General features: G+C 29.8%; 25 protein-coding genes. 18 read left to right on the forward strand and 7 right to left on the reverse strand.

Features of this window, described 5'->3' with window-relative positions; all coding sequences use genetic code 11:
- Window positions 1–897, forward strand: coding sequence for a transglutaminase family protein (locus AANAER_RS14720; protein WP_129082836.1), 897 nt, complete (start codon window positions 1–3; stop codon window positions 895–897).
- Here AANAER_RS14720 and AANAER_RS14725 read toward each other — a convergent pair.
- The 6 genes from AANAER_RS14725 to typA form a co-directional block, all read right to left on the reverse strand.
- Window positions 894–1,826 (reverse strand): M14 family metallopeptidase, encoded by a 933-nt coding sequence (locus tag AANAER_RS14725; protein WP_129082835.1) that lies wholly within the window; start codon window positions 1,824–1,826, stop codon window positions 894–896. The two genes, AANAER_RS14720 and AANAER_RS14725, sit on opposite strands and share 4 nt — an antisense overlap.
- Window positions 1,813–2,769, reverse strand: coding sequence for a M14 family metallopeptidase (locus AANAER_RS14730; protein WP_129082834.1), 957 nt, complete (start codon window positions 2,767–2,769; stop codon window positions 1,813–1,815). Before AANAER_RS14730 ends, AANAER_RS14725 begins: the two co-directional genes overlap by 14 nt.
- Window positions 2,766–3,434, reverse strand: a complete 669-nt coding sequence (locus AANAER_RS14735; RefSeq protein ID WP_129082833.1) for an alpha-E domain-containing protein — start codon at window positions 3,432–3,434, stop codon at window positions 2,766–2,768. The genes AANAER_RS14730 and AANAER_RS14735 overlap by 4 nt, the downstream gene beginning before the upstream one ends.
- A gap of 1 nt (window position 3,435) precedes the next feature.
- Window positions 3,436–4,800 carry a circularly permuted type 2 ATP-grasp protein gene (locus AANAER_RS14740; RefSeq protein WP_228711180.1) on the reverse strand — a complete coding sequence of 455 codons (1,365 nt, stop codon included), beginning with the start codon at window positions 4,798–4,800 and terminating at the stop codon, window positions 3,436–3,438.
- A 400-nt stretch (window positions 4,801–5,200) separates the two neighbouring features.
- Window positions 5,201–5,518 carry a hypothetical protein gene (locus tag AANAER_RS14745; protein ID WP_129082832.1) on the reverse strand — a complete coding sequence of 106 codons (318 nt, stop codon included), beginning with the start codon at window positions 5,516–5,518 and terminating at the stop codon, window positions 5,201–5,203.
- An 87-nt stretch (window positions 5,519–5,605) separates the two neighbouring features.
- Window positions 5,606–7,420, reverse strand: a complete 1,815-nt coding sequence (typA, locus tag AANAER_RS14750; protein WP_044419293.1) for a translational GTPase TypA — start codon at window positions 7,418–7,420, stop codon at window positions 5,606–5,608.
- Between the two features lie 191 nt (window positions 7,421–7,611).
- Here typA and AANAER_RS14755 point away from each other — a divergent pair, with 191 nt between their 5' ends.
- The 10 genes from AANAER_RS14755 to AANAER_RS14800 are packed head-to-tail and all read left to right on the forward strand — an operon-like array spanning window position 7,612 to window position 16,220.
- Window positions 7,612–8,694: an ABC transporter permease gene (locus AANAER_RS14755; RefSeq protein WP_129082831.1), complete on the forward strand. Its 1,083-nt coding sequence runs from the start codon at window positions 7,612–7,614 to the stop codon at window positions 8,692–8,694.
- On the forward strand, window positions 8,691–9,317 hold the full coding sequence (locus AANAER_RS14760; protein ID WP_228711179.1) for an ABC transporter ATP-binding protein: 627 nt from the start codon (window positions 8,691–8,693) through the stop codon (window positions 9,315–9,317). Before AANAER_RS14755 ends, AANAER_RS14760 begins: the two co-directional genes overlap by 4 nt.
- A complete protein-coding gene (locus AANAER_RS14765; RefSeq protein WP_129082830.1) occupies window positions 9,301–10,875 on the forward strand; it encodes a hypothetical protein in 1,575 nt (524 codons plus the stop codon). The genes AANAER_RS14760 and AANAER_RS14765 overlap by 17 nt, the downstream gene beginning before the upstream one ends.
- The gene (locus AANAER_RS14770) at window positions 10,860–11,840 is read left to right on the forward strand and encodes a hypothetical protein (protein ID WP_129082829.1); all 981 of its coding nucleotides are present in this window, start codon (window positions 10,860–10,862) and stop codon (window positions 11,838–11,840) included. Before AANAER_RS14765 ends, AANAER_RS14770 begins: the two co-directional genes overlap by 16 nt.
- Window positions 11,828–12,355, forward strand: coding sequence for a YceI family protein (locus AANAER_RS14775; protein ID WP_129082828.1), 528 nt, complete (start codon window positions 11,828–11,830; stop codon window positions 12,353–12,355). Before AANAER_RS14770 ends, AANAER_RS14775 begins: the two co-directional genes overlap by 13 nt.
- A complete protein-coding gene (locus AANAER_RS14780; protein WP_170218443.1) occupies window positions 12,355–12,807 on the forward strand; it encodes a hypothetical protein in 453 nt (150 codons plus the stop codon). The genes AANAER_RS14775 and AANAER_RS14780 overlap by 1 nt, the downstream gene beginning before the upstream one ends.
- Before the next feature lie 2 nt (window positions 12,808–12,809).
- Window positions 12,810–13,535, forward strand: a complete 726-nt coding sequence (locus tag AANAER_RS14785) for a metallophosphoesterase (protein ID WP_129082826.1) — start codon at window positions 12,810–12,812, stop codon at window positions 13,533–13,535.
- Window positions 13,536–13,539: 4 nt separating this feature from the next.
- Window positions 13,540–14,208 (forward strand): response regulator, encoded by a 669-nt coding sequence (locus tag AANAER_RS14790; RefSeq protein WP_129082825.1) that lies wholly within the window; start codon window positions 13,540–13,542, stop codon window positions 14,206–14,208.
- The gene (locus AANAER_RS14795) at window positions 14,201–15,562 is read left to right on the forward strand and encodes a sensor histidine kinase (RefSeq protein WP_129082824.1); all 1,362 of its coding nucleotides are present in this window, start codon (window positions 14,201–14,203) and stop codon (window positions 15,560–15,562) included. The genes AANAER_RS14790 and AANAER_RS14795 overlap by 8 nt, the downstream gene beginning before the upstream one ends.
- Window positions 15,555–16,220, forward strand: coding sequence for a cytochrome b/b6 domain-containing protein (locus AANAER_RS14800; RefSeq protein ID WP_129082823.1), 666 nt, complete (start codon window positions 15,555–15,557; stop codon window positions 16,218–16,220). The genes AANAER_RS14795 and AANAER_RS14800 overlap by 8 nt, the downstream gene beginning before the upstream one ends.
- Before the next feature lies 1 nt (window position 16,221).
- On the opposite strand, the gene AANAER_RS14805 is transcribed toward AANAER_RS14800, so the two are convergent.
- Entirely contained in the window at window positions 16,222–17,187 is a 966-nt protein-coding gene (locus AANAER_RS14805) for a DMT family transporter (RefSeq protein ID WP_228711178.1), read from the reverse strand.
- Between the two features lie 177 nt (window positions 17,188–17,364).
- On the opposite strand from AANAER_RS14805, the gene AANAER_RS14810 reads away from it, so the two are divergent.
- Genes AANAER_RS14810 through AANAER_RS14840 form a run of 7 tightly spaced genes read left to right on the forward strand, consistent with a single transcriptional unit; the run spans window position 17,365 to window position 21,647 of the window.
- On the forward strand, window positions 17,365–17,766 hold the full coding sequence (locus tag AANAER_RS14810; protein WP_129082822.1) for a DUF1924 domain-containing protein: 402 nt from the start codon (window positions 17,365–17,367) through the stop codon (window positions 17,764–17,766).
- A 10-nt stretch (window positions 17,767–17,776) separates the two neighbouring features.
- Window positions 17,777–18,295, forward strand: coding sequence for a diheme cytochrome c (locus tag AANAER_RS14815; protein ID WP_129082821.1), 519 nt, complete (start codon window positions 17,777–17,779; stop codon window positions 18,293–18,295).
- 9 nt (window positions 18,296–18,304) lie between these two features.
- The gene (locus AANAER_RS14820) at window positions 18,305–19,075 is read left to right on the forward strand and encodes a cytochrome b/b6 domain-containing protein (RefSeq protein ID WP_129082820.1); all 771 of its coding nucleotides are present in this window, start codon (window positions 18,305–18,307) and stop codon (window positions 19,073–19,075) included.
- A 19-nt stretch (window positions 19,076–19,094) separates the two neighbouring features.
- Window positions 19,095–19,418 carry a diheme cytochrome c gene (locus AANAER_RS14825; RefSeq protein ID WP_233736950.1) on the forward strand — a complete coding sequence of 108 codons (324 nt, stop codon included), beginning with the start codon at window positions 19,095–19,097 and terminating at the stop codon, window positions 19,416–19,418.
- Entirely contained in the window at window positions 19,384–19,794 is a 411-nt protein-coding gene (locus AANAER_RS14830; RefSeq protein ID WP_129082819.1) for a Spy/CpxP family protein refolding chaperone, read from the forward strand. The genes AANAER_RS14825 and AANAER_RS14830 overlap by 35 nt, the downstream gene beginning before the upstream one ends.
- Window positions 19,787–20,455: a response regulator transcription factor gene (locus tag AANAER_RS14835; RefSeq protein ID WP_129082818.1), complete on the forward strand. Its 669-nt coding sequence runs from the start codon at window positions 19,787–19,789 to the stop codon at window positions 20,453–20,455. The genes AANAER_RS14830 and AANAER_RS14835 overlap by 8 nt, the downstream gene beginning before the upstream one ends.
- A gap of 1 nt (window position 20,456) precedes the next feature.
- Entirely contained in the window at window positions 20,457–21,647 is a 1,191-nt protein-coding gene (locus AANAER_RS14840) for an ArsS family sensor histidine kinase (protein WP_129082817.1), read from the forward strand.
- Window positions 21,648–21,663: the final 16 nt, after the last annotated feature.

Genomic DNA, 21,663 nt, shown 5'->3' on the forward strand with positions numbered 1-21,663 from the left:
ATGATATATGAAATATTTCACGAAACAAAATTCAACTATCCTTCAGTAGTAACTTTTAGCCACAATATAGCAAGACTTACTCCAAAAGATTGTCATAGACAAAAGTTATTGGAACATAAATTGGAAATAACACCGAAACCATATGAATCAAATGAGTTTATGGATTATTTTAAAAATAAAAATACCTATATGCTTATAAGAGAACCCCATAAAACCCTGACTGTAACTTCAAGTTCAAAAGTTGAACTTTTGGAAGATAAAATAGATTTTTATATACAAAAAGCAAAACAGACAACAATCACATATAAACAGATGCTTGATAGATTGGCAAGCCATAAAAATACAGATGCTTTGGCTTTTCAATATCTTTTTGAAACAGACTCTATTCCTATGCCTTCAAAAGAGATAAAAAAATATATCTTGGAATCTTTTGATGAAAACAGAACTTTGTTTGATGCAACAAATGAGTTTATGCAAAGAATTTTTAATGACTTTAAATTTGTTTCAGGCTTTACAGATGTTACAACTCCTATTGAAGAGGTGTTTAAAGAGAAAAAAGGGGTTTGCCAAGATTTTGCCCAATTTGCAATTTCTGCACTTAGAAGTATTGGAATACCCACACGTTATATGAGTGGATATATTCAGACTTATCCTAAAGAAGGTGAAAAAAAACTTTTCGGTTCAGATGCCTCACACGCCTGGTTTTCCATATATATTCCCGATTTTGGCTGGGTTGATTTTGACCCTACTAACAATAAACTACCTAATGAAGAGTATATTCTTTTAGGATACGGAAGAGACTATTTGGATATCTCTCCTCTTAAAGGCGTAGTAAAAAGCAGCGGAGAGAGTAAACTAAGCGTTAAAGTAAATGTACAAAGAGTAGAAAAAATCTAACCGATTTTTGCTATTCTAAAAGCTACCGCATTTTCATAAATTAGTGAATTATTATAAAAGCAGGTAATCATTCCGTCATAAGGGGCTAAAAATTCGGAAATAACTTCTCCTTCCAAAGAGTCGATTATCTCTCCCATTGACTGGTTTTTTGTAACATAGGTGCCTGATTCTACTTTTGCCACAAAAATACCGCTTTTTGAACTTTTTATTACGCCTATTTCATTATCTTCTATAAGGGTTGAATCATAAGCGTTAAAAATTGAAAAATCAATAATCTTATTTTTATTCATAAATCGTAAAATTGCCTGATTTATACGGTCTGAAACTCTTTTATTTACTCTATTTGTAGTAGGACACATAATAGAAAAAGCTTTAGTTCCCCAAAGCTGCCAGTTATATTGTAAACCTACTGTATCAATTGATTTCATCTTTTTATGATGGATAAATTTAAAACCGAACTTTTTTGCGCTTTTTATATCTTCAAACTCATTTTGAAAAACTTTTATATAAGGAATACAATTAACAGGGTCATCTCTTTTTTCTAAAATAACCCCATAATCATAACCTTCTAATACATCGAAAACTTTTTTTGCTATTCTTTGGGTAGTCTCTCCTAAATCATAACCAGGAAACATCATATCGATATTCGTATTATCCAAAGGCCAAAATCTTTTTGAACTGTTAAAAGCATAATGATTTATAGAAGGTATTATTAAAATATCACCTTTTATCTTTTTTTTGTCTATTTTGTTTTTAAAAAAATCAACCAACTTACTTGCACAATAAAGAGGCAAAATTCCTTGGGCTTCCATTGGTCCCACAATTGCAATTTTAGGAGCTTTTTTATTTTTTCCTTTAAATAAAAAACCTTCTACGATAAGAGGTTCTCTACTTAATGACTCAATCTTCAAAACTTCAATTTTTTTCACTTTTTTCTCCAAAAATTCTAGCTAATAAAGAGCCTTCATATACGACAGGATACTCTCTTAATGTGAAAAGAATTCCTCCGTTTGGAGCAAAGAGTTCGCTTAAAACTTCTCCGCTTAAAGGACTTACTATTTCACCTATTTTCTCATTTTTTTTAATTATTTCACAATGATCCAAAGAGGGAACGAAAAGTCCGCTTTTGGGTGCATTTATATAAAAGACATCCCCTATTTGGGATGAGAAAGGAGTTCTAACCTCAAATTTTTCATCCGTAACTATCATATTCTGTTTTTGCATTAAATTTAAAATACCCGTAAGCAACTGTTTTGAATACTCTTTTGTAAGTCTCATTCCCACACCCATCTCTACAACCAAAGTTTTTGTTCCAAGAGAGTTTAAAGTATGAGAAAAAGTAGCTTCTAAAACCGTTACGGCATCATGTATCCAAATAAAATCACAATTTAACTCTTTTGCCAAAGGCAGAGTCTCTTTTGAAAATAGTTTATTTATTCTTATTTGGGGGATTTCTCTTAAAAAAATATTGCTTGAGTGAATATCAATAGCAATATCGCTGCCTTTTATATCTTCTGTTAATGCATGAACTACCTGACCGGGTAAAAATTCATCTTCTCCGCCCGGGAAAGCCCTGTTTAAATCTATATCATAATTAGGAAAACTTCTTGTAATGGTATCTATTCCCAAAGGATTAACAGCAGGATAAATATCAACTATGGCATTTAATTTGTCAATATTTTCATTCAACCATTTTGCCAATGAATATATTACAAGCTGTCCTTCAAGTTCATCTCCGTGAATTCCGCTTACAATAGAGATTCTTTTTAATTTCTTCTCTTTTTTTTCTTTAGGTTTGAACCTTGTTCTTTTTATTGTCAGTTTTTCCCCCACGGGAAGTCGTGAGGTAAAAATTTCAGTTGTTTTTTTCATTGTTGTGTAACTATTATTTTATCTATTTTTGAATTTATTGAATTTAGTATTGTATCATAAGATTCTCTCTCTCCGTGAACAACAAATTGCGCTTCGGGATTAAGTCTTGAAACTATAATATCTATTTCATCCATAATTACAAGAGAAAAGCTCTTATCTCTTTTTAATCTTAAATGAAAATCCACTTTTTCGACAAGCTTTCCAAGCCTTATAAAGTAGTCACTCGTATTTCTCTCTTGTTTTCTTGTCAGTTCTCCCCAGATTTCACTAACCCTTGAAGACATTTTTTCAACAAAAGAGCAATCTATAACAAAGTTATCGTTATTTGCTTGTTTCAATGTTTCCGAAAACTCGATTATAGAACCAAAAGCATTTAAATCTAAATAGGCTCTACAGATAATGGCATTTTCTCTTATATAACTTATCAAAGTATAGATATTTGCTTCATGATCTCCAAAAACCGCCTGAGATAAAAAGTCATTTGCATTTTTATATTTAATATCAATATCCAATCTTTTAAAAAGTTTTTTACCTGAGGTTTTATCCACATCAATAATATCATCAAAAGTAATTATAATTTCATTTAAGGTTGATTCGATTCTTTCTAAATATCTACCTAGCCAATAAAGACCGTTTGCAACATTTGCCGTTAATAATTGTTCCATTTTATGCCTCCACTACCCAAGTATCTTTAAATCCGCCGCCTTGTGATGAATTTACCAAATAATTGCCTGCTTCAATTGCATAACGTGTTAGTCCGCAACTCCAAACTTTAGGTTCTTCATCCATTATTACATAAGCTCTAAAGTCTGCTTTTCTTTGAACTATTTCATCATTTATATAACAATCTTCATCGTAAAATTCTATTAACTCTTGGGCTATAAATCTTCTGGGATTTGCTTCAATAATTGTTTTTAAATCCTGAATTTGGATTTCCGACATTGAGTGTCCGAACATAACGCCGTATCCTCCGGCTTCGGCAACATCTTTTATTACAAGTTTTTCCATATTTTCAAAAATATATTTTTTATCTTTCTCAAAATAGGGCAAATATGTAGGAGCATTTTGTAAAATAGGCTCTTCATTTAGATAATATTTAATCATTTTAGGAACAAAATAATAAATACCTTTGTCATCGGCAACACCGTTTCCAGGAGCATTCATAATAGCCACATTGCCTGCTAAATAAACTTCCATAATACCAGGAACTCCTATTAAACTCTCTTCATTAAAAAATTTAGGGTCTAAAAACTCATCGTCAAGTCTTCTGTAAACAGCTCCCACTTTTACTTTTTTACCGTTATAATTTTTAAAATAAAGAGTCTTGTTTTCTACAAGTAATTCATTGTTTCTAACAAGTTTTGAACCCGTAATATCGGCTAAATAAGCGTGTTCATAATAGGCTGAATTAAATCTTCCCGGGGTTAAAACAACATTTATTCCCCCACAATTTACATAATCCATTGCCTGTTTTAAAGTATCGGCATAATCTTTAATAGGTTTTATTTTCATTTTTTCAAAGAAATCGGGATAAATTTTTCTAAAAGTATTTCTAATAGATAAAGGATAACTAGCTCCGCTTGGAACTCTTAAGTTGTCTTCTAATATAACCCATTCGTTTGAAACCGTATCTTTTACCAAATCAATACCGTTTATATGTGTTCTGATTTTTTTTGAAGGGGAAAACCCTTGAAGCTCTTTTAAATAACCTTTAGCTTGATAAATAAACTCTTCGGGAATTATTTTTTGTTTTACTATTTTTTTTTCCGTATATATATCTTCCAAAAAAAGATTTAGTGCTTTGATTCTTTGGCTTAAGCCTTTTTGGATTTTTTCAAACTCTTTTGCCGTCATTAATCGAGGAATTACATCAAAAGGCAATGCTCTTTCTATAAAATTTCCGTCTTTATACAGATTAAAGTTGATTGCAAACTTATCCATATATTTTTTAAACTCTTTTACTTTTTGTCTATCTTGATTTGAAAGTATATCCCAAAAAGTTTCGGTTACCATCTTTCTATCTTCACTCAATGTACACCTCCAGGACAATATCTATCCATTTTAATATGATTTAAATAAAAGCAGAATAAATATTATTTAACTTCTTGTTTATATTTTATACAATGAAAATCGTTAAATATCCCATATTTATAGGTTTTTGTATATATTTTTTAATCATAAAAGAGTGTTTAAAGAGTTGCAAAACACTCAAAATTGAGTGTTTGCTCAAGAAATTGCTATAAAAGTTGTTGCTATTGTTATAAAATATATTACGATTACTATTAAATAATCTTTTTTATTTGTATTAAAATTTGTTTCGAAATCTTCAGTTTCCATTTTTTTCTCCTTGGAAGAGCAGGAGAAAAAAATGTTTTCCCCTACTCTAGTTTAATAAATTAAAATTCACGTTTTTTAACATCTTTAATCCTTCTTAAAGACCTAAGAAATGTGAAAAAAACTCCTTCTTTTTTTTATGCTCAAAATCTTGAGACTTTTTATAAAATATCTGTAAACAGGCTTGATTTGCACAGACATCTAAAATTTCGACCGGGTTTGGCATCGGCATCCTGTTCCTAAACATTCGCATATATAGATCTAATTGCCACGAGGAAGCACTCCAACTTATAAGATCAATAGACTTGGTCTGCTTTATACCTTCGGTTTTCTTTAGAATAGAATCTTTTAACATTTTTAAATCTCCTAGTTTTGGGGTTTTATTTTCATTTTTTCTTCTAATTTTAATACTCATAATATTTCCTTTTAAAAAATTTGCATAAAAAAAGGGGGAAAGCCCGAAAGCTCTCCCCCTTTGCTTGTTTTGCCGAAAGTTTGCTAGTTAAGCAAATTTTGCCTTCTTAGCAGCTCTCTTTCTTGCAGTAGGGTCAAGCTCTCTTTTTCTTATCCTAATGGTCTTTGGCGTTACCTCGACCAACTCATCTTCCTCAATCCACTCTAAAGCGTTTTCCAGGGACATCACTCTTGGCGGAACCAGCTTAATTGCATCATCAGAACCCGAGGCTCTAACGTTTGTAAGCTGTTTTCCCTTAATCGGGTTAACATCAAGATCGTTTGACTTTGCGTGTTCACCGATTACCATTCCACCGTAAACCTTGTCTTGAGGTTTAATATACATAATACCTCTATCTTGAAGGTTAAAAATCGAATATCCAAGTGCTTCTCCGTTTTCCATAGATACTAAAGCACCGTTTTTTCTACTTTCAACTGTTCCAGAATATGGTCTAAACTCTAAAAATGAGTGATTCATAATCCCTTCACCTTTAGTATCTGTTAAGAACTCTGTTCTAATACCGATAAGTCCACGTGCCGGAATTTCAAACTCTAATCTTGTAAATCCTGCTCCCATAGGAACCATATTTGTCATATTAGCTTTTCTTTTTCCCAGTTTTTCAATAATAGTTCCCGAATACTCGTCCGGAGTATCAATTACAAGATGTTCAAACGGTTCTAAAGTTACACCGTTTTCTTCTTTTGTAATAACTTCAGGTCTTCCTATACTAAATTCAAAACCTTCTCTTCTCATATTTTCAGCTAAAATCGTAATTTGAAGTTCACCTCTTCCGTTAACTTTAAATTTACCCTCACCGATTTGCTCATAATTCATAGCAATATTAGTGTTCATTTCAGCCGCAAGTCTTTCATCAATTTTATTTGAAGTTACGTATTTACCCTCTGTTCCGGCTAAAGGTGAATCATTTACCGCAAAAGTAACAGAAAGAGTAGGTTCTTCAATGTGCATTGGATCAAGAGGCATTGGATTTACAGGATCGCATAAAGAGTCTCCGACATCAATTGTCTCAAATCCCGCAACCGCAACAATATCACCGGCACAGGCCTCTTTTACTTCAATTCTGTCAAGACCTTTAAATCCTATAAGTTTTGTAACTCTACCTTTAGTTTGTTCTCCGTTTGCTTTGCAAAGCATTACGGTTTCACCTTGAGAGATTTTTCCATTAAAAATTCTTGCAATACCGATTTTCCCAATGAAATTATCATAATCAAGAGTAAATACTTGAAGTTGCAGACCAACTTCTTCACTTCCGTTTGGTTTTGGAACTTCTGTTAAAATTGTTTCAAAAAGAGGCTGTAAATCTTTTTTCTCATCTTCTAGATTATGCATTGCATATCCGTCTCTTGCCGCTGCATAAATAACAGGAAATTCCAGTTGCTCTTCTGTTGCACCCATTTGATCAAAAAGGTCAAAAACTTCATCTACAACTCTATCAGGTTCTGCTGCCGGTTTATCAATTTTATTTACGACAACAATAGGTCTGTGTCCTAAAGATAGCGCTTTTTTAACAACAAATTTTGTTTGAGGCATAACTCCCTCTTGTGCGTCAACAAGAAGAAGAACAGAATCAACCATTTTTAAAACCCTTTCAACCTCTCCACCAAAGTCAGCATGGCCCGGAGTGTCGATAATGTTGATTCTAACTCCCTCATAATCAATTGCAGTGTTTTTTGAAAGAATAGTAATCCCTCTCTCTTTTTCAATATCATTACTATCCATTACTCTTTCGTCAACTTGCGTATGAGCTGCAAAAGTCCCTGATTGCTTTAATAACTCATCAACCAATGTAGTTTTTCCGTGGTCAACGTGTGCTATTACTGCAATATTTCTAATATCTCTCATTTATACTCTTTATGATAATTTCTATTAATTGCGCGCATTATAGCTAAATTTTATAAAATTATGGTTTATAAAATTAATTTAATCTTTAAAAAACCTAAAAATAAGCTAAATATGAATTTTTTTTCATATTTCATTCATTATTAATTCATAAAAAACAGATAAATTTTCAAAAAATAAAAAAAAGGAATTTTTTGTTAAGTCTATCTTTGAAAGCTTTAAAAGCCAACAGATTAAAAACAATACTTATATTTATAAGCTTGATTTTCTCTATTACTTCCATATTTTTGATTAGTTCTATTTCAAACGGAGTTATTTCAATGTATTCAAATATGTTAAAAAGTGACGGAGATATTATTATTACCCAAGCAAAGATTTCCGATACTTTTTTTTCAAACGTAGATGCGACATTGATAAAAAAGATAGAAAAGTTTAAAGAAGTAAAAAAAGTTTCAGCTTTGATTGTAGGCGCAAGTCCTGTTGAAAAACTTCCAATAGTTGCAGTCTACGGGGTTAGCCAAAATCGCTTTGAAAACTATAAAATAAAACAAGGGCTTTATCCAAAAAAAGGTGAGGTTTTAGTCGGAAACTCTATTTATGAATCTTTGAAAAACAAAAAAAATATTCAAATTGCGGATAAAAACTTCTTGGTTTCGGGAGTTTATAAAAGTGACATAGGGTTTGAAAACGGAGGTGTTGTTTTAAATCTTAGCGATGCAAGTCTTATTTTTAACAAAAGTGCTTCAATGCTTATGGTAAACAGTTCTATAAGTGCAAATATAAAACAGCTTATAAAAAAAATAGAGAGTTTAAGCAAAGATATTGAGGCAAAATCGACTCAAAATTTTGTAGATAACTATAATCAGTTTAAAATTATAAAAACCTCATCGAATCTTATCGGTTTTATCTCTTTTTGTATGGGACTTCTTGGAATTGTAAGTATTATGAGTATAACCGTAAACCAAAGAAAAACAGAGTTTGGAATCAAAAGAGCTATAGGAGTATCTACAAAAAAAATAGTTGCCCAAATCGTATGCGAAAGTTCAATACTAGGCATTTTAAGTTTCATAACTTCTCTTTTTATTTCCTCTTTCACACTCTATTTTATAAAAAACTCTTCACTTTTTCACGGGTATGTAAACGGCGAAATAAGTTTTACTTTGGCTTTTTATCTTTTTATCTGCTCTTTGTCTATGGCAGTTTTAGGTTCAATAATTCCTGCAATAAATGCTTCAAAAATTGATCCGATTATTTTAATGCAAGGAGATAAAATATGATAATCAAAGCTTTAAATATTTCTCACAACTATGATAAAGACACAGCTTTGGATAATGTCTGTTTAGAGATAGAAAAAGGTGATTTTATCTGCTTAATAGGAGAAAGCGGCAGCGGAAAAACAACTCTGTTGTCTATTTTATCAACTCTTTTAAAACCAAAAAAAGGAAATCTTTTTTTTGAAGATTTAGAGTATAAAAATATAAAAAACATAGATGAATTCAGACAAAAAAATATAGGTTTTATCTTTCAATTTCATTATCTAATAAATTATCTAAATCTTTTTGAAAACGTAAAACTTGCAAATCAAAAAGCCCAAGACAAAGATATTTTAAAAATATTTTCACTTCTTGATATAGAAAACTTAAAAGACAAATTTCCAACTGAAATCTCAGGAGGGCAAAGACAAAGAGCCGCTATTGCAAGAGCTTTGATAAACAAACCTAAAGTTTTATTTGCAGATGAACCCACTGGAAATTTGGACTCTAAAAATGCAAAAACAGTATTTGAACTTTTTAAAAAACTTTCAAATGAAGGAATGACGATTATCGTCGCAACACATAATAAAGAATTGGCACAAACAGCTAATAAAATTTACGAGGTAAAAGATGGAAAAATCAAATAGTTTTGAACTTTTTATAAACAAACATTTTAAAATATCACTAATATTCCTTTTTCTAGGAATGGTATTCGGGATAATATATTCAACTAATCTTTTGGGATTTTATATAGATTCACAAACTCTAAATCCTGCTGATATGAGATCTCTTCATATTAGTTTGATGCTTTACGGATTTGTTCCTTTAATGCTTTCTTATCTTCCTTTTTTATTAATAAATAAAGAGGGTGTAAAAAGCAGTTCGGGATTATACTATTTAAACTTGTATACTGTTTTTTGGTATATCTTTTTGGTTTTTATGATAAGTTCACTTCTTTTTGGAAACACTAGAGGTTTAGCTTTTTACGATTTTCCTTATGAACTTAATTTTATTCTGGCTATTTCCAGTCTTTTTTATATTATTGCTTTGATTAAATATATAAAGGCTTATGAAAAAATTCCTTTATGGATAAAAGTTTGTCTTAGAGTAACTATTATTGCTCCTTTTGCTCTTTTGATTTTGATGAATCCTGTTATAGGACAAGTTGAAAGCACTATTTCAGGACCTCACGGAGATAATACTTTAGGAATGAGTCTGGCTTTGATTCCTATTTATTATCTGATAATCAAACTATTAAACAATACTCCTTTTAAAGCTAGATGGAATATTTTATGGATTATTCCTACTTTGTTTTATGCAACTTCTGTTTTATATAGAAGTTTTATAGGACATTTGACTTATGAATTAGAGTGGTTCTTACAATGGCTTACTTTTCTTTATATTCCTCTTTTATATAGATGGTACAAAGATTCTAATATAACAAAAGAATCAAAAAGAGCTCTTCTTATCTCAATCTTAGCTTTTTTATTTGTTGATATCGAAGGAAATATTCTGTTTATTCCGGAGTTTAGATGGATTTTTCACAGAAATGATTTAATAATTGCACATGCTCACGTAGCAATGGGTATAGGTGTATTTTTTATGGTAATTGCTATGTTCACCCAATATATAAAAGAGCTTAAAAAAACCATTTTTTATAGCTTTTATTTAAGCGGTTTACTTGGAATATTTACTGTTTTAAGTATTTCAGGATTTATTCAAGCAGAAGTGTTTAAAGGGGATATCTACTATTTATGGATGTTTAGAACTTTTTTTGGAGTAGTAACTCTATTGTCATTATACAGTTTTATAAGTTTTAAACTTAATTTTACGGCTCTTCAAAAATATAATCTTTTTGGAGTTTTAGCAGACGGTTTGGGAGGTATTTTCTTAATACTTTTTGCAAGTTTTCTTTATCCTCTTTTGGGATTTGGTTTTAAAGGAAGTTATGAATATATAGTTTTTGCTTTTGTTAGCATAACGGGGGTAATTCACTTCTTTGCTCTTACAAACAAAGAGTATGAAAAAATCTTAACAAAACTTACAGTTATTACAAGAGTATTTATAAGTTCAATATTTTTTGCTCTGTATTACAACCACACTTTAGGGTTTGAAGCCTTATTGATATCGTTGTTTGATATCATCTTTGCTTCTGCTTACCTTATATTTTTTTATAAAAAGGATATTTTATGTTCTCAAAAATAGCACTTATATTTTTTATAGCTTTTGAGCTTTGTTACTATCTTTTGATTGCACAAACAGGAATTGTGGAATATTTTGCATCAGATGTTTATCAAATTGCGCCTTTACCTGTCGGAGGAATTATAGGTTCTCTTTTAAGTTATAAACTTTCGATAAAAACTCAAAGCAAAATAAAACTTTTTTTAATAGTTCAATTAATTTTGACTTTTTTCTATCCCGATTATTGGGCAATTATGCTTTTTATTTTAGGAATAAGCGTCGGTGCTTTAGCTCCACTTCTTATAAATGAACTGAAAAAAGCCTCAATGTTTGAATTAGGGCTTGCTCTTAGTCTCTCTTACAGCGTAGGAACTTTTCTTTTTAATTATGAACCCGCAAACAGAGAGTATATTGCAATATTTTTTACTCTTATAGTATTTGTTTCATCATATTTTTTACCTTTAGAAGAGCAAAAAAGAGAGAGTGATTCTTTCCCTTCATATCCTCTTTTGATAATGGTTTTATGGATTTTTCTAGATTCGGCACTTTTTGAAACCTTATCAAGAGATACGGATATTTCAATATGGAGAAACGGCTTTACTTTTGAAATAATTGTCTTTCATATTATAGGTGTAATTGCCGCTCTTAAACTAAATATTCAAAGAATGGAAAACGAACTTTTCATAATTATACTATTCGCTTTTAGTTATCTGTTCTATTTTTTACAAGAGCCTCTTTTATTATCGATAGTTTATCCTTTCGTAATTTCATATTACAACGTAAATATTTTAAGATCTTTAATAAAAAAACCACTTAAAAAAATATCACTTTATATGATATTCATAGGTTGGATAGCTTCAGGGGCAGGACTTTTCGTTGCTTTGGAAAACCTGACGCTTTTTGTTCCAATCTCATTTTTAATTGTATTAATCCCGATTTTTAATTCGCAGAAAAAAATTCAAACAAAGGAGAAAAAATGTATAAATTAGTTTTAGTATTGTTATTTGCAGTTTTTGCAAATGCAGCAAGTTTAGATTTAGTAGAGGGCAAAATCCAAGCCCACACTGAAATTTTCGGAGATAGCGAGATAAATCCCCAAACTCGAAAAATAGAGACCATATTGAAAAAAGACAGCTCTATTGAGTCTATTTCAGGGAAATTTGAAATTAATGCCATATCTTTGGTAAGTGATAATGAAGATAGAGATCAACATATGTATGAAGTTTTAAATGTGGCAAAATCACCTAAAATTTCATTTGTTATTTCAAGAATAACAAAAGTCGACGACAAATATAAAATTGACGGTCTTCTAACAATGAATAAAATAAATAAAAAAATTTCATCTTTGGCTTCAATAACACAAAATGCCCAAGATTTGACAATGAACGGTGATTTTTCAATTAAACTTACCGATTTCGGTTTAGAACCGCCTTCAATGTTTTTTATAACAGTAAGAGATCAAATTGATATTAAATACAGTTTTGATTTAAAAGAAGAGTTATGATGAAAAAGATTATACTTATATCTCTTCTTACTGTCGCTTCTCTTTTTTCAAGCAGCTTTAAAGTAGGAGACAATATAGGAGTATTCTCTCTTCCTAATCAATTTGATAAAAAAAGAAGTGTTGATCCGTCTGTACAGACAATTATTGTCTCTTTTGAAAAAGATACGGGAGCAAATGTAAATAATTTTTTAGATTCAAAAAATGTAGATTTTCTGCAAAAACACCATGCTGTCTTTATTGCGGATATTTCAGGAATGCCTTCAATAATTACAAAACTTTTTGCTCTGCCTAAAATGAGAGATTATAAACACTCTATACTTTTAATTTATAATGAAAATGATGAAAGATTTATAAAAGAAGAGGGAAAATCGACTCTATACAGATTACAAAACGGTGTAATAAAATCAATTTCGTTTATTACAAAAGATGATTTAGAAGAGGTTTTCAAATAAAAATGAAGCTTCCGAAAATAGATGAAGTGATTATTAAAACTTTAAAGATAAAGGATTTAAAAATCCTTCATCTAAGTGATTTACATATAAATAAAAAAACCTCATCTCTTGTTATTAAAGAGCTTGTATCTAAATGCAACCGTACCCAATGTGATTTTATAGTAATCACGGGAGATATAATTGATTGTAAAGTTAAATTTATAAAAGAGAAATTGCAGCTTTTAAATGATTTAAAGCAAAAAACCTATTATATAAGCGGGAATCATGATCTTTTTTATGGATTTAAAGAGTTAAAAGAGGTTTTGACAAACCTTATCTGCCTTGATAACAGTTATGAGATATTGAAAATAAAAAATCAAAATATTGCAATCGCAGGATTAAGTGACAGATTCTCAAAATTTTTTAAAATAAAAAGAGAAGAGAAAAAAGTCGTAGAGTTTTTAAAAAGCTGTGAAAACTCTATTTTACTGGCACATCAGCCAAAAGATTATACTTTTGCCCTTAGATGCAATGCCAAACTCTTTTTATGCGGACATACGCACGGAGGACAAATTTTTCCGTTTCATTATGTGGTAAAACTCTTTCAACCCTTTTTAAATGGTATAATTTATAAAAATCAAACCGCAATTTACGTAAACAGAGGTTTAGGTTGTTGGGGCGTAGATTTTAGGTATAAAGCAGATAGTGAGATTAGTTTGTTAAAATTAATTCCAAAAGAGGTAAAATAATTTTATGAAAATATTAATTATTGAAGATGATGAAAAAATTATTGATTTTTTAAAAAGAGGATTAGAAGAGGAATCTTACAGCGTGGACTTTTCTAAGAACGGTGAAGAGGGACTTTATCTTGCCAGCGTAAATGATTATGATCTTATTTTATTAGATATTATGCTGCCTTTAATTGACGGAATTGAAGTATGTAAAAAATTAAGACAAGCAAATATAAACACTCCTATAATAATGCTTACGGCAAAAGACAGTGTAGAAGATACCATTAGAGGACTTGATATAGGAGCAAACGATTATTTGCCTAAACCTTTCTCTTTTTCCGAACTGCTTGCAAGAATAAGAGTTCAGCTAAGAACAAACAACCACCAGCAGACAAAACTCAAAATTGCCGACTTGGAACTTGATCTGCTTTCAAAAAGCGCAAAACGAGCAGGTAATATTATAAATCTTACGGCTAAAGAGTTTGCTCTTTTAGAGTATTTAATCAAAAACAAAAACAGAGTTCTATCCGAAACCGTTTTAAGTTCAATGCTTAACAATATGGATGAAGTAAATATCAGTAATGTGGTAAACGTGTATATTTACAGACTTAGAAATAAAATAGACAAACCTTATGATAAAAAATTAATTAAAACAGTCAGAGGAATGGGGTTTAGGATAAGCGATGAGTAAACTAAGTATAAAAAGAAAACTTCTTGTATATAATATTTTAATTCAAACTTTTATTTTAATCATTTTATCCCTTTCCATATACAAAACCCTTCATATTTCAACTTTAGATAAAATGGAAACCTCTTTAAAAGTCATTGTTTTGGATATTGTAGATGATCTTATTAAACATCAAGATGAATTTTTAAGCGTAGATTTTGATGAAGAGAAAGAGTATAAATTTAAACCTCTTTATATCAGATTGATTAACGATAAAGAGGAAATAGAAAAATCTACAAAATTTCCAAAAGATCTGCCCATATCTTTCCATGAAATCGAAAAAGATGCAATCCATTTTGAAAAATTTGAGAGCTTTATTGTAGGTGAAATAAAATTTTCTATGCTAAACAAAGATTTTGTACTTCAAGTTGCAACAGATTATAAAATCTTAAATGAAACTATGCAGAATCTTTTCTATATTTTAATCTTTATAATCCCTATTATTTTAATCTTTTCAATTTCGGGAGGATACTTTCTTGTTTATAAATCTTTTAAACCTGTAGAAGATATTTTAACGAATTTAAAAGAGATAAACTCTTCAACTCTTTCAAGAAGATTATCTCCTGCCCAAAGTTTAGATGAAATAGGTATGTTAACAAAAGAGATAAACTCTCTTCTTCAAAGACTTGAAATATCTTTTGAAAAAATCAATCAGTTTAGTTCCGATGCTTCCCATGAATTAAAAACTCCTCTTACTATAATAAGAGGTGAAATCGAAATAGCCCTTAGAAAAGACAGAACTTCGCAAGAATATAAAAAGAGTCTTCAAAGTTGTTTGGATGAAGTTATGATTATACAGCAAACAATAGATGACCTACTGTTTTTGGCAAAAAATGAGGATTTGGCAAATAATTTAGAAGATGTATATATTGATGAAGTAACTTTTGAAGCGGTAAAAGAGTTAAAACCTTTTGCAAAAATAAGAGAGATTGAAATAAAAAGTCAAATTGACGATGTTTTTCAAATAAAAGGTTTTAGCAAACTTCTGAAAATTGCCGTAAAAAATATACTTAAAAACGCAATTACTTATAGCTATAAAAACTCATCGGTTTTAATAAAAAATTATATCGAAAACAAAAATTACATAATCAGTATAGAAGACAAAGGTATAGGTATCTCAAAAAAAGAGCAAAAAAAGATTTTTGAAAAATTCTATAGAACAGATAAAAGCAGGAACAAAGAATCAGGCGGTACGGGTCTTGGAATGGCAATCGTAGAAAAAATAATAAAACTTCACAATGCAAAAATAGAACTTATAAGCGAAGAGAAAAAAGGTACCACCGTAAAATTTATTTTTAAAAGGAAGATAAATGAATAAAAATTATATTTGGAGTCTACCCACCAGAGTATTTCACTGGAGTTTTGTTCTTCTTATTGTTATTTGTTATTTAACGGGTGATGATAAAACTATTTTAATCCATGCAATCTCAGGTTATCTTTTAGTTGTTGCCCTGCTTTTTAGATTTGGCTGGGGATATGTAGGTCCTAAATACTCAAAATTCAAAGATTTTTCTTTAAGTTTTAAAAAACTAAAAGAGTTTGCATTAAATATATTCAAACGTAAAACAGAAGACTCCTTAGGACATAATCCCATGGCATCTTACGTAATGGTAGGAATATTGCTTGTAGTAACTCTTATAATAATCACGGGTTGCGTTACTTACGGTTCTTATGAAGCCAAAGGGTTTTTCGGCTTTTTGCAAAAAGATAAATTATATAAACATATACATGAGTTTTTTGCAAATTTCTTATATTTCCTTATCTTTTTACACCTTTGCGGTATTGCCGTAGATACTCTTTTTCACAGAAAAACAAAAACACTAAAATCAATTTTCAACGGTTTTAAACAAAGCAATAAAGAGGAAAATATAAAACTCAATATTTTTCAAAAATTTTATGCTTTGATTTTTTTACTTGGATTTATAGGCTTTTTTCTATATCTGTTAATAGATAAAACCAACCCTTTTCTTTATTGATTTATTTAGATTTTGTTAAAAAATAAAGACCCCCTAGGGTTAAAAAAAGTCCAATCCAACCTGTAGTGTTAGGGAAAACTGCACCTAAAAATAAGACTTCGGCAAATAGTGCAAAAAAGACTTCTCCTGCCTGTGCCGCATCTACAAGAATAATTTTGCTTGTACTATTTGCATGACTTCTTGCATAAAGAAAAATCGATGTAGCTATGACTCCTGAAAGAAGAGAAACAAAAGCAACATTTATATATTGTCCGCTGCTTGGCATTCCGGGGTTTGTAATAAAAAAAAGAATTATCCATAAAGGAAAACTTCCCAAAGTTAAAAGATAAACTTTTATAAAAGCATTTTTAAAAATCTTTGTATCTTGATTTTTTTCTTCTCTTTTTTTCTTCTGCTCCCAAACCATTTGATTTCCGATAGGATATGAAAAAGCAGCTACTAATACGGGGAAAAATCCTAAAAACAGAGCCTCTAAATTATTCGTGTCAATATGACTGAAATTTACTAAACTAACTCCTAAAAAAATTATAAAAGTGAAAAACCAAACTTTTTTTGCTAACTTTTTACCAAACATAGCTAAAACAAAAAGTGAAGCCAATATCGTCATCTGCCAAGTGGTTGCCACTACCCAGCCAGGAGAAAAGTCCGCTGCATAACATAAAAATGAGTAAAAAAAACCAAAACCTATAGTTCCTGCAATAGTCCAGAATTTAAAGTTTTGAAAATACTCTTTTAAAATATCTTTAAAATAATCAAAACCCCTAAAAAAAATAAAACCTAAACTTAAAAAAAGAACCGTGAAAAAAAATCTTAAAGAAGCAGTCCAATACCAATGCCCTCCATCAAGAGAAATTGCTCTGTTTACTACAAAAGTTGCCGAAAAAAAAGCGGCAGAAAGAAGTCCCATTACAAGCAGATAAGCAGGGGTACTTTGAAATTTATTTAGTCTATATTTTAATCTGTCCAAAATTAATACCTCTAAAAATAAAAGGCGATTATACAATAAAATCTGATTAAACAAAGATTTAATGATATTAAAATTTAACCAAAGTGATTTTTTAATTGTCAAGAAATTGTCAAAAAAGTTAACAAAACAAATTGAAGTTCTTTTTTTATAATTTCAATATAAAAAGAAGGAGAAGAGATGAAAATATTACTTATACCTGCATTGCTTGCAAGTTTATCTTTTGGCAGCGTAGTAGAAGAGTATCTTTTAAATTTAAAAAACGAGGTACAAAAAAGCGAGCCTGATTTTAAAGGTTTTGATATAAAAAGGGGTGAAGAGATTTTTACTTCCACTCACTTAGGTAAAAAAGGAAAAGAGATCTCATGCAGTTCATGCCACGGTATAGATTTAACAAAATCTCATGAAAACTTTTTTACGGCAAAAACTATTGAACCCCTTTCACCCAAAGCAAACCCAAAAAGGCTTACAAAAGTTAAAAAAATAGAGAAATGGCTGAAAAGAAATTTTAACGATGTTTATAAAAGAGAAGGTACACCAAAAGAGAAAGGTGATGTAATAACTTACATCATAAGTAAATAAGGAGATAAAAATGAGAATAGTGATTTTATTTGCAATCTTACTATCTGCTTTATTTGCAGATGAGCATAAATACAGCAATAAAAAACAAGGCGTGGCACCTGTTAATAATCAACTTTATATAAATGAGTGTGCAGCCTGTCACTTTGCATACCAACCGGGACTTTTACCTGGCAATTCTTGGGAAAAAATGATGGGAAACCTAGAAAATCATTTTGGAGTGGATGCTACACTATTAGATGAAGAGTTTAAGGCAATTTCAAAATATTTAAATGAAAACAGTGCAGAAAAAGCAATGGAGTATAAAAGAAGTAAAAAAATTGCAAGAAGTATGAGAAATGACGGAACTATTATAGCTGTAAGTAAGACCCCCTATTTTATAAAAAAGCATAGAGAGATTCTTTCAAAATATATAAATCAAAAAGAGGTAAAGGGTTTGTTTAACTGTACCGCCTGTCATACAACGGCACAAAAAGGAATCTACTCCCAAAGAGATATAATAATCCCAAACTACGGTAGATGGGATGATTAAGGAGTTAAAATGAAATCGTATATTTGGAGTCTGCCCACTAGAGTTTTTCACTGGCTTTTAGCCTCTTTTATTCTTTTGGCATTTTTAACTGATGAGGATAATCTTTTGACTTATCATGCAATAATCGGTTATTGCATTTTTATTATTTTGACTTTTAGAATTTTTTGGGGAATTTTAGGTCCTAAATACTCTAAATTCAGTGATTTTCCTTTTGGTTTGAAAAGAGTAAAAGAGTTTTTATCAAATATTTTGGGTTCAAAACAAGAGTATGTAGGACACAATCCTGCTGCTTCATATGTAATGATTGCTATGATTATAGTAAGTTTTTTAGTTGTTATAAGCGGTGTTTTAACTTTTGGAATACAAGAGGGTAAAGGTCTGTTATCTTTTTTAAATGATTCATATTTTAAAGATATGAAACTTTTTAAAGAGATTCATGAAGCCTTGTCGACACTGCTTATTGTACTGATTGTAATTCATCTAGGAGGTGTTTTAAGTGACAAATTATTGCACCCTAAACATGAAACTTTAAAATCAATTTTTACGGGTTATAAAAAGTTTGAAGAGAATAAAAGTATAAAGTTAAATATTTTTCAAAAAGCTTTTGCTTTGATTTTTTTAATACTCTTTTTAAGCTTTTTATTATTTAGTTTTACAAATCAAGGAAATTTACTTTTAGTTTCAAAGTATCAACCTGTTGATTATGAAAAGCAAAATGAGCTTTTCGTAAGTGAGTGTGCATCGTGCCACACTCTGTATCCCTCCGGATATTTTGCCTAAAAAGTCATGGAAAACTTTGATGTCCAATCTTGAAAATCATTTTGGAGATGATGCCTCTTTAAAAGAAAAAGAGACTCAAAATATTTTAGGTTTTCTTTTAAAAAACAGTGCCCAAAACAGTACAAAAGAGTATAGTGTAAAGGTTTTGAACTCTATTGGAAATAAAGATATAATAGCAATAACCCAAACCTCTTTTTGGAAAAAAGAGCATAAAAATATTCCAAAAGAACTCTTTGAGAACAGAAAAATAAAAAGTAAGGCAAATTGCAAAGCTTGTCATACGGATATAGAAAAAGGTTTGATTGAAGATGATAAAATTAAAGATATTAGCTCTTTTATGTAGTCTGTTTCTTTTAAATTCTTTATACGCAGAGGATTATAAATTTAACAATCATGAGTATAAAAAAAATCATATACATAAAAATCTGGATTATCTTAATCTAGATAAAAAGCAACTTGAAAAAATAAAAGATATATTAATCAAATATAGAAAAAAATATGATAAATATTCAAAGAAAAAAGCTTTAAAAGAGCAAAAACTAAAAGAGCTTATAAAACAAGAAAATTTTGATAAAGAGGAGTATGAAGAGATTTTGGAAGATATCTATGAAGATGCGGCAGAATTGGAAGCCAAAGTCATAAAAAGAATACACTCCGTTTTAACCGTTGAGCAAAGGAAAAAATTCTCTTATTATTTAAAGGAGTGGAGAGTTGAATAAAAATGTTTTACTAATCGAAGATGATTTACAAATGCAAAATTTTATTGCAGAGTATTTAAAAGATTACAACTTTGACTGTAAAGCTTTTTCAAACCCCAAAGAGGTAATAAAAGAGTTTAAAAAAAATTATCAAAATTACAATATTATAATTTTGGATTTGATGCTTCCAAACATGGACGGCTTTGATCTGTTTAAAAAGTTAAAACAGATCAAAGACATCCCCGTTATAATCTCTTCTGCAAGGGGAGATATAGGAAATAAAATACACGGTTTTGAACTTGGAGCAGATGATTATTTGGCAAAACCTTATGAACCTAGAGAGTTGGTTCTTAGAATAAACTCTATTCTAAGAAAAGCAAACCCTTTTAGGCTAAAAATCGGTGATTTTGAAATAGATAAACAAAACCATGAGATAAAACTTGAGGGTTACCCTATTGAATTTACCAAAATTGAGTTTGAGATATTTATGTTTTTAATTGAAAATCTTAATAAAGTCTCTTCAAGGGAGCAGATTCTTCATGCAACATCATTGGACGAAAATACGAAAAACAGAACCATAGATATGCATATTTCAAATATTAGATATAAAATAGGCGATGATTCCAAAGAACCAAAATATATAAAATCCGTTTGGGGAATCGGATACAAATTCGTAGGTTAAAATGAGTATTAGAAGAAAAGTTTCGATTCTTTTTGTTACAAGCCTTATATTAATGATTGTAATTGGTTTATGGATGGATAATATAAACTCCCAAAGAATCAAAGATTTAGTAAAAGACAAATATCTAAAAGTATCTAATGAGATTCTTCAAAATATCGATAATAAAGAGAATATAAAGGCTATAATAAAAAATCATGACTTAAAAGTGCTTTTAAAAAGACCAAAAAAAAGTGAAGCTATTTACTACAAACCTCACACTTTCGGTTCTATTACGATTTTACAGATACCTTTTGAAGATGAGTTTATTATTCATATAAAATATCTAAATGATGAGTATATACTTCAAAGTAAAGATGAAACGGATTTAAATGAAAAACTAACTCTTAATATCTTGGTTTTTTTGGATATTTTCGTCCTTGTTATAATATTTTTATATATTCTAAAACTTCTATCTCCGTTAAAAAAGATTACAAAAGATATGGAGGATTTTTCAAAAGGAAACTTTTCAAGCAGAGTAGATATCAAATCCAATGACGAAATAGGTTCTTTGTCCAAAACCTTTAACTCTATGGCGGATAATCTAGAAGAACTTATAAAAACAAGAGAAGAACTTTTAAGGGATATAGGTCATGAACTTAGAACTCCCATTGCAAAGGGTAAATTTGTAATAGAAAAATTTGAAGAGTCTTCAAATAAAGAGTTATTGAAAAAGATTTTTTTGGATTTGGAACGTTTGACAAATGAGTTAATCCAATTAGAAAAATTAAACTCCTCTAAACTCGACTACTCTACATTTAGTGCCGAAACTTTAATAGTAGAATCTTTAAGCAGACTCTATATGGATGATGAATCAAAAATTGATTTAAAAATTTTTCAAGATTTTAAAATTTATGCAGATTTGGAATATTTAAGTATGGCACTTAAAAACCTAATAGACAACGCTTTAAAATATACTTCAAGACTGCCTATAAAGATTGAAGTAAAAGAGAATGAAATTAAAGTAATAAACAAAGGCAAAAGACTCTCAAAAGAACTTGAATACTATTTAAAACCCTTTACCCAAGAGTTATCTCAAAGAGACGGCTTTGGTTTGGGCTTAAGTATAGTAAACAAAGTAGTATCAAAACACAAATTCAAACTTATATACTCTTATGAAAAGGGTTTAAATATATTTACTCTAATTACTCACTAATTTACTTTAAAAATTA

Origin of the sequence: Halarcobacter anaerophilus, assembly GCF_006459125.1 — a bacterium.
In the GTDB taxonomy this organism is placed as follows: domain Bacteria; phylum Campylobacterota; class Campylobacteria; order Campylobacterales; family Arcobacteraceae; genus Halarcobacter; species Halarcobacter anaerophilus.